Genomic DNA, 860 nt, shown 5'->3' on the forward strand with positions numbered 1-860 from the left:
TCCCACCAGGCGAGGTGGTGGGCTTCGGCGTAGCTGCCGGTCGTGCCGCAGAAGGCGCAGCCGCCGTCGCGTTCGGCGAGGGCGATGCGTTGCGGGATGGTGAACAGGCGTTGGGTGCGGCCGAGGTCGAGGACTTCGGAGGGGCCGCCGAGGACGAGCGGGATGATGCCGGCTTGGCCGGCGATCCGTCGGACGGTGCCGGCGCTGGTGGGCTGGTCGATGCCGTCGATGAACGCCGCCCCGACCCCGCTGACGAGGTCGGTGTGGTTGATGCGGATGATGATCGTGGCCAGATCGAGCGGGGTGATGGTCTCCCGGCAGGTCAGCGCGTGTTCGGTGATCGCGACCAAGGCGTCGGCCTGCATGCGGCCGATACTCACCGGTGCTGACTCGGTCGGGTCGGTGGCACGGGTACTGCGGATGCGGGCGGTGACGAGGGTCTCGATCGCGGTCTTCAGCAGGGCACCGGTGACGGGGTTCAGGTGGGCGGTGAAGCGGAGCATGCCGGAGGGTTCCTGCCGGATGCGCACCGATTGCTCGGCAGTCAGGGCGTCTTCGCGGTCGCCGATCCCGTCGGTGTCGAGGTACGCCTCCGCCTGAGCGACCAGCCGGTGCAGTTGCTCCAGGGTCAGGGTGGGTGCCCTCCGGGCCAGAGTGCGTTCCGTGGCGATCAGCTGGGCGGCGTCGGCGCGGGGTGCGACCCGGTCGAGCATGGTGATGATCATCGCGGCAGCGTCGACACTGAGCAGCCCGGTATTGATGGCGGCGGCGACGTGCGGGTGTCGGGGCGGCATCCGCTGCCCGGAGAACGCCTGCCGGGATGCTGTCGCCGCCCCCACCGCAATGAGTCGGGCCGCTTC

General features: G+C 70.5%; 1 protein-coding gene. It reads right to left on the reverse strand.

What is annotated here, in order from left to right; genetic code table 11:
* Positions 1-794 (reverse strand): DUF222 domain-containing protein (locus E4M00_RS17715; RefSeq protein ID WP_240037282.1); only part of this gene is annotated, 794 nt, incomplete at its 3' end.
* Positions 795-860: the final 66 nt, after the last annotated feature.

The organism is Orlajensenia leifsoniae, from assembly GCF_004570845.1.
Taxonomy (GTDB): Bacteria; Actinomycetota; Actinomycetes; order Actinomycetales; family Microbacteriaceae; genus Orlajensenia; species Orlajensenia leifsoniae.